This window comes from Thiobacillus sp. (assembly GCF_024708915.1).
In genome coordinates, this window is record NZ_JANJXQ010000208.1 from 1 (window position 1) to 6771 (window position 6771).

At 64.9% G+C, this 6771-nt stretch carries 5 protein-coding genes; all 5 read right to left on the reverse strand.

Translation table 11 applies throughout. The annotated features are described in order from the left end of the window. Positions 1-927 (reverse strand): condensation domain-containing protein (locus tag Q0L94_RS14100; RefSeq protein ID WP_296754328.1); only part of this gene is annotated, 927 nt, incomplete at its 3' end. Between the two features lie 4 nt (positions 928-931). Further along, positions 932-2560: a thiamine pyrophosphate-binding protein gene (locus tag Q0L94_RS14105; protein ID WP_296754330.1), complete on the reverse strand. Its 1629-nt coding sequence runs from the start codon at positions 2558-2560 to the stop codon at positions 932-934. A gap of 63 nt (positions 2561-2623) precedes the next feature. Next, complete coding sequence (locus Q0L94_RS14110) at positions 2624-3490, reverse strand: isocitrate lyase/PEP mutase family protein (protein WP_296754332.1); 867 nt, start codon at positions 3488-3490, stop codon at positions 2624-2626. Positions 3491-3506: 16 nt separating this feature from the next. Further along, positions 3507-5402 carry an AMP-binding protein gene (locus Q0L94_RS14115; RefSeq protein ID WP_296754335.1) on the reverse strand — a complete coding sequence of 632 codons (1896 nt, stop codon included), beginning with the start codon at positions 5400-5402 and terminating at the stop codon, positions 3507-3509. 234 nt (positions 5403-5636) lie between these two features. Beyond that, positions 5637-6771: S16 family serine protease (locus Q0L94_RS14120; protein ID WP_296754338.1), on the reverse strand; the 1135-nt coding region annotated here is incomplete at its 5' end.

Genomic DNA, 6771 nt, shown 5'->3' on the forward strand with positions numbered 1-6771 from the left:
CTGCCCGCTGTAGCGCATCAGCAGCACCTGGAAGGCGGCCAGCAGGACCATGTAGAGGGTGGCGTTGTGCTGCCGCGCGAGCGCCTTGAGCGCGGCGGTCAGTTCGCCCGGCAGTTCGAAGCGCTCGATGTCGCCCCGGTAGCTCAACTGGGCGGGGCGCGCCCGGTCGGCCGGCAGTTCAAGCGGGACAAGCCCCGCCAATTGCCCGCGCCAGTAGCCCAGCTGACCCTCCAGCACCGCCCCGCTCAGCCAGCTCCGCTGCCATACCGCATAGTCCGAATACTGGATCGGCAACGGCGCCCAGTCCGGTTTTTGCCCCGGAAGCAGCGCCGCATACGCTTGGGAAAGCTCCCGCGAGAAGATTGCCCGCGACCAGCCGTCCGACGCGATGTGGTGCATGACGATCAGCAGGATGTGGTCGTCATCGCGCACATGCAGCAATACGGCACGCGCCAGCGGCGGCTCGGCCAGATCGAAAGGCCGATGGATGGCCGTTTGCAGCCGATTTTCGCATTCGGCCTGCCGGGCTGCGGCTGGTAGCTGGCTCAGGTCGGATTCTTCAAACGGGAAAACGCCGGGTAGCTGACTCTGGACCAGGCCGCTTGCCGTTTCGGAGAAGCGGGTCCGCAACACGCCATGTCGCTCGAGCAGGAGATCCAGCGCCTGTTTCAGCGTGGCTGCATTCACAACGCCCCGAAGCTGCCATGCCTCGAACACGTTGTAGAGCGGGCTTCCCGGCTCCAGCCGGTCGATGATCCACAGGCGTTCCTGGGAATAGGCAAGCGCCGCCTGCCCCCCGGACTTGCGCGGGGCAATCGCTGCGCCCGGTTGCGCCGCGTTGCGTGTCTGTGCGAGGCGCTCGAGCAACTGACGCCTCTCCGGGCTGAGCCGGGCAATTTGCTGCGCGGAAGAATCGGCTGTGTTCATGGCATTACAGGCGAGGCAAGGGAACATCGTCCCGGGTATCGACCTGGATCAGGGTGGGGCGCCCGCTGGCGAAAGCCTGCTTCAGTGCAGGCGCCACCTGCTGCGTGGATTCAACCCGTATCCCCTGCCCCCCCAGGGCATTCATGATTTGATCGTAACGAATATCCGGTGTGAACTGGCAGACCCGTTCCGGATAATCCGCCGGCCAATACGCCATATGGCGCAGCCTGCCGCCGGAGCCGCTGTTATTGGCGACCATGACAACCAGGGGCAAACGATGGCGGACCGCCGTTTCAAGCTCCATGACATTCAAACCGAGCGAGAAATCTCCGCATATGGCCAGGACCGGGCGATCAGGCTGGGCCAGCCGCGCCGCCAAGGCGAAGGGAACCCCCATGCCCATGCAGCCGTTTGCGCCGGGTGTAAGGCGCGACAGGGGAAGCTCGGCTGGCAGCACATGCTGCGCCCACGCCATGACGATATTGCCGTCGACAATCGTGGTGGCCTCCTCGGGCACGGCGCCTGCCGCCTCGCGCAACCAGTTGGCGGGCGTCATGGGCGCGGCACTGTCCCGGCACTGCTCAGCCAGATCTTGCTGGTAACGCTGCTTGCGGCGCGCAAGCGCCGCAAGCCAGCCTTCGTCTATCCGGACGGCTTCGCCATGACCGGGTTGCAGGGCGTCGACCAGCTGTCGCAGCAAGCTGGACGGCGTGCCCAGATATTCGGTGCCCCGGCCCAGCGTCTGGAAAACCCTGTCTTCCTCGTAGGCCAGCCGGACCAGGCGCGCTTCGGGATGAATTTCGGCGCCATGGCGATATACCCAGTCCAGCGACGCCCCCGCGATCAGCACCCAATCGGCTTCACCCAGCAAGCCGCTGCGTACTCGCGTACCGCACAACGCATGGCTATCCGGCAGATAGCCGCGCGACAGCGGGGTTGAGACAAAAGGAATACGATGAACCTCAACCAGCCTGGCGAGCGCTGTCCACGGACTGCCCCAGCGTAGTTCCTCGCCCAGCATCAATACGGGGCGGCGGGCACGGCGCAGGCCGGCCACGACCGGTTCCCAGTCGTCAACGGCCCCGGGTTCGGGTTCGAGCGGCGGCGGCGCAGCAGTGCAATATTCCGCTACGCCCTGCAACGCCTCTTCGGCAATATCCAGATAACACGGCCCCGGCCGTCCCTGCATCGTCTGCCGGCAAGCCAGGTCGAGCAGTCCGGCCAGTCCCTGCGCCTGCTCAGCCACTGCGCTGGCCTTGGCGATGGATTCGAACAGCCTCACCCCATCCAGCGCCTGGAAGGCGCCCATGTCCCGCATGGCCAGTGGGCGGCGTCCGCCGATCACCAGCAGCGGCCAATGATTGTCCCGTGCAACCGTGATGCCGGTGGCGCAATTGCTGACCCCTGGCCCGGCCGAAACAATGACTGCGGCCTCAAGCCTGCCCGCCAGATAATTGTGCGCCGCGGCTGCCTGGACCGCAGCCTGCTGGTGACGGGTCGCGATGACTCGCATGCCCTGCTTGCCGCAGGCGGCCAGCGTTTCGTCAATCGGGGTGCCGGTGATGCCATAGACGTGCGTAAGCCCGTTGGCTTTCAGCCGCCTGGCGACAATCTCATGGCCGCAGAGCCTCATCCGGCGACTCAGATTTGCCAGCAGGGCGATGCGCTCCGGGCTGAGGTGGGCCAACGGCATGCGTCAGATTCCGGGCAGAGGCAAGCCGGCCAGATTCTGGTGCAGCAGCCGATTGCAGCTCGCCACGTTCGCTTGGCCCGGTGCCACTGCGGGCAGGCGTCCATCCGCGGCCAGCAGGTCGCGCATGCTGGCGTCGATGGCGGCTTGCGCGGCAAACAAACAGGGCGTGCTGTAATTCACCAGCGACACGCCGGCTGCGCGCAGCTCCGTGAGCGTGGCCGGCGGCGATTTGCCGCCGGCAATCTGGTTGAATACCAGGGGCAGCCCCACCCGGCGCTTGACCTCGGCCAGCACCGACAGGCTCTTCACCGCCTCCACCAGAATGGCGTCCGCCCCTGCCCCGGCGAATGCTTCCGCACGGCGCAGCGCCTCGCTTTCATCGGTGGCATCGGTGCGTGCCACCACCAGCATGTCGCCCCGGCAGGCCAGCACCTTGCGCAGCTTGTCCAGATAGGCTTCCAGTTCCATGACCTGCTTGCCGTCCAGGTGGCCGCACTGGCGGGGCCGCAACTGGTCTTCCAGCACCACGGCCGAAGCGCCGATCCGGGCAAGCTGACGTACCACATGGCAGGCCACCTCCGCGTCGCAATAGCCGTCGTCGATGTCCACCACGATGTGGTGATGGGGCAGGACAACCCGCAGCCGCTGGACAAAAGCAAGCATATCGGGCCAGGCGATGAAACCGATATCGGGCAGCCCGTAATGGCTGGCGGCAAAGCTGAAGCCGCTGACGAAGAGTCCCTGAAAATGCCGGCCGGCGATGCCGGCGGAAAACGTGTCGTAAATGCCGATCAAGGGTATGGCATCGCCTGCGGCCACCTCATGGCGCAGGCGGGTTCCCGGCGGCAGCGGTTTCGGTATCGGGCTCATGGATGCGCCTCCTGGTTCATTGGGCATTCTCCCGCAGCAGGCGCATGACTTCTTCGTCGGACAACTGTTCGACCTGTGCGATCAGACTCGCCATGTGCGCCTGTTGCGCGTCTTCCATTGCAGCCGCCAATTGCGCGACGGTCGGGTGCTGAAACAGGGCCGGGATCGGCATTTCAAGCCCGCGGTCGCGGTTGATGCGGCCGACGACCTGGGCGCCCCGCAGCGAATCGCCGCCGAGGGCGAAGAAATTGTCGTTCACACCGACCTCCCCAACGCCCAGCACTTCCCTGAAGACGGCTGCCAGCATCCGCTCGTCGTCGGTCTTGGGCTCCGAGTAGACGGAGACCAGCGCAGCGCCGAGTTTCTCGTGCAAGCTGCTGCGTTGTATCTTCCCGGTCGGCCCTTTGGGAATTTCATCCAGCAAGACAATGCGCGAAGGCACTTTGAAGTCGGCCAGCATGCCGAACAGGTGCTCGCGCAATTCCGCTTCGGTCAGCTTTTCCCCAGCGCGCAATACCACTGCGGCCGCCAGATCTTCGCCCAGCGTGGCATGGGGCACTGCAAACGCCGTTGCCTGCGCCACGGCAGGATGTTCGAGCAGGGCTTCATCGACTTCGCGGGGTGAAATCTTCTCCCCGCCCCGATTGACGATCTCTTTCAGCCGCCCGGTGATGAAGAGATAGCCCTCGTCGTCCAGATAACCCTGGTCGCCCGTGCGGAACCAGCCTTCCGTATAGGCCTGGGCATTGGCCTCGGGATTGCCCTCGTAGCCGGCGGTCACGCCGGCGCCGGAAATGGCAATTTCGCCGCGCTGCCCGCGTTCCAGCTTGCGCCCGCGCTCGTCCATGACGGCAATCTCCGCACCGGCGGGCACCCCCACCGACCCCGGTTTGCGCAAGGCGGGCGGCAAGGGATTGCTGGCCATTTGATGCGATGCCTCGGTCATGCCATACGCTTCGACAACGGGTGCCTTAAACAGGGCTTCCATTTCATGCAGCGTGCGCGGCGGCAGCGCGGCCGAAGAAGAACGGACAAAGCGGAACTGATGTTCGGGCGCGATGCGTCGGTACGCGGCTCCCTGGCTGAGCACCGACTGATGAATGGTCGGCACCGCCGTATACCAGCTCGGCCGATATTCGCCGATCCAGCCGAAAAAACGCTGGGCATCGAAACCCGGCGTACAAATCAGGCTGCCGCCGCCCGCCACGCTGGAAAGCAGCGCACCGACCAGGCCGTGGATATGAAACAGCGGCATCACATTCAAGCATTTGTCCCGGTCGCTCAAGGCCAGGAAACGAGCGATATTCACGGCCGACGACGCCAGATTGGCGTGGGACAGCGGAACAATTTTCGGCCGTGAGGTCGTGCCTGAGGTGTGCAGGATGAGTGCGGTTTTTAGCGCGAAACCGGGTTCGCTTTGCATCGGCACGCCCGCTCCCGATGCCAGCAATTCGAAGCAGCCGGCCGGGCGCGCGACATCCACACGCAACTCGATCACGGCCAAGCCCAATTCGGCGGCCACGCCCCGCGCCGGGCTGTCGTCCCCCTCGCGCAGCAGGAGCGCGCGGGCCTTGAGGTCCTGCAAATAAAAACGGAATTCCGCAGCCTGATATGCCGGGTTGAGCGGCGCGCACGCGGCGCAGGACGCAACGGCCAGGAAAGCCGTGGCCATTTCAGGGCCATTGGGCAGCACCACCGCCACCCGATCGTCCGGACCGATACCCAAACCCCGCAATCGGCCGCCGATATCGCTTGTCTGCTCCCACAGACCGGCGTAGCTCAGCGCATCGCGCCCTGGCGCCATGATGGCGGGGGATTGCGGCGAATGCCGCGCCTGTTGCGCGACAAGCGCGGACAAGTCTGCACATTGAACGGCACGCCGCCCCTTATGACTGTCGACAGCGTCGGCCATAATCCCCCTCCCTGTAAATTCGGTTTTTATTCTGGGTAGGCAGTGATCATGCCAGCTTCGACGGCAGTCAGCCACAGTCGCAGTCCGGCGCCTGGACCGCGCCCTCCGGCGACGGGAGCGTGGTTCAGTGCCGCAAGCCGGGCGCCGGGCATGCCTGGCGAAAATCGACTTGACGATTCCATGACATTGTCGTCGTCCCTGCAACAATACTGCCCCACTGCTCGTGGGGGTGGATCAATCGCCTTCCCGCGAAAACACAATCCTCGCCACATCCTGATACCGCTTGGCGAAGTGCACGGTCAGCCCTTCGCGGATGTGCCCGGGCAGCTTGTCGAAATCGCGCCGGTTGGCGTCGGGCAGGATCAGTTCGCTGATGCCGACCCGGCGCGCGGCGATGACTTTTTCGCGGATACCGCCGACCGGCAGCACCTGGCCGGTCAGCGTCAATTCGCCGGTCATCGCCAGCGGGCGGCTGATCTTGGCGTTTTTCGCCAGCGACAGCAGCGCGGTCGCCATGGTGACGCCGGCGCTGGGGCCGTCCTTGGGGGTGGCGCCTTCCGGCACGTGCAGGTGGACGAAGCTGCTGTCGAAAAACGCGCTGTCGGCGCCGTATAGCTTCAGATGCGAGGCGACGTAGCTGTAGGCGATCTCGGCCGACTCCTTCATCACCTCGCCGAGCTTGCCGGTCAGCTTGAAGCCGCGGTTGAGGGTGTGCACGCGGGTCGCCTCGACCGGCAGCGTGGCGCCGCCCATCGCGGTCCAGGCGAGGCCGGTGACCACGCCGATTCCGCTCATCGGTTTTTCCTTGGTGAACACGGGCTTGTCGAGATAGGCCTCGACTTCCTTGACGCCGATCCGGATCGGCGTGGCGGCGCCGGCCAGAATTTTCACAACGGCCTTGCGCGCGACCCGGCCCAGTTGTTTTTCCAGATTGCGCACCCCGGCTTCGCGCGCGTAGCCTTCGATGACATGGCGGATCGCGCCTTCGCTGATGACGAGCTGGTTCTTTTTCAGGCCGGCCCGTTCCAGCACCCGCGGCCACAGGTGGTGTTTGGCGATCGCGATTTTTTCCTCGGTGATGTAGCCCGACAGGCGGATGACTTCCATGCGGTCGAGCAGCGCCGACGGGATCGAATAATCGTTGGCGGTGCAGATGAACAAGGTCTTGGACAGGTCGAAGCGCACGTCGAGATAATGGTCGAGGAAATCGGCGTTCTGCTCGGGGTCTAGCACTTCCAGCAGCGCACTCGCCGGATCGCCCTGATAGCTGGCGCCGATCTTGTCGATCTCGTCGAGCATGATGACCGGGTTGGCCGACTCAACCTCTTTCAGCGCCTGCACGAACTTGCCCGGCATGGCGCCGATGTAG

Bases quoted from the DNA above. Each gene is read 5' to 3' on its own strand.
- Q0L94_RS14105 (WP_296754330.1), bottom strand. From the start codon at position 2,560: ATGAGGCTCTGCGGCCATGAGATTGTCGCCAGGCGGCTGAAAGCCAAC.
- Q0L94_RS14110 (WP_296754332.1), bottom strand. From the start codon at position 3,490: ATGAGCCCGATACCGAAACCGCTGCCGCCGGGAACCCGCCTGCGCCAT.
- Q0L94_RS14115 (WP_296754335.1), bottom strand. From the start codon at position 5,402: ATGGCCGACGCTGTCGACAGTCATAAGGGGCGGCGTGCCGTTCAATGT.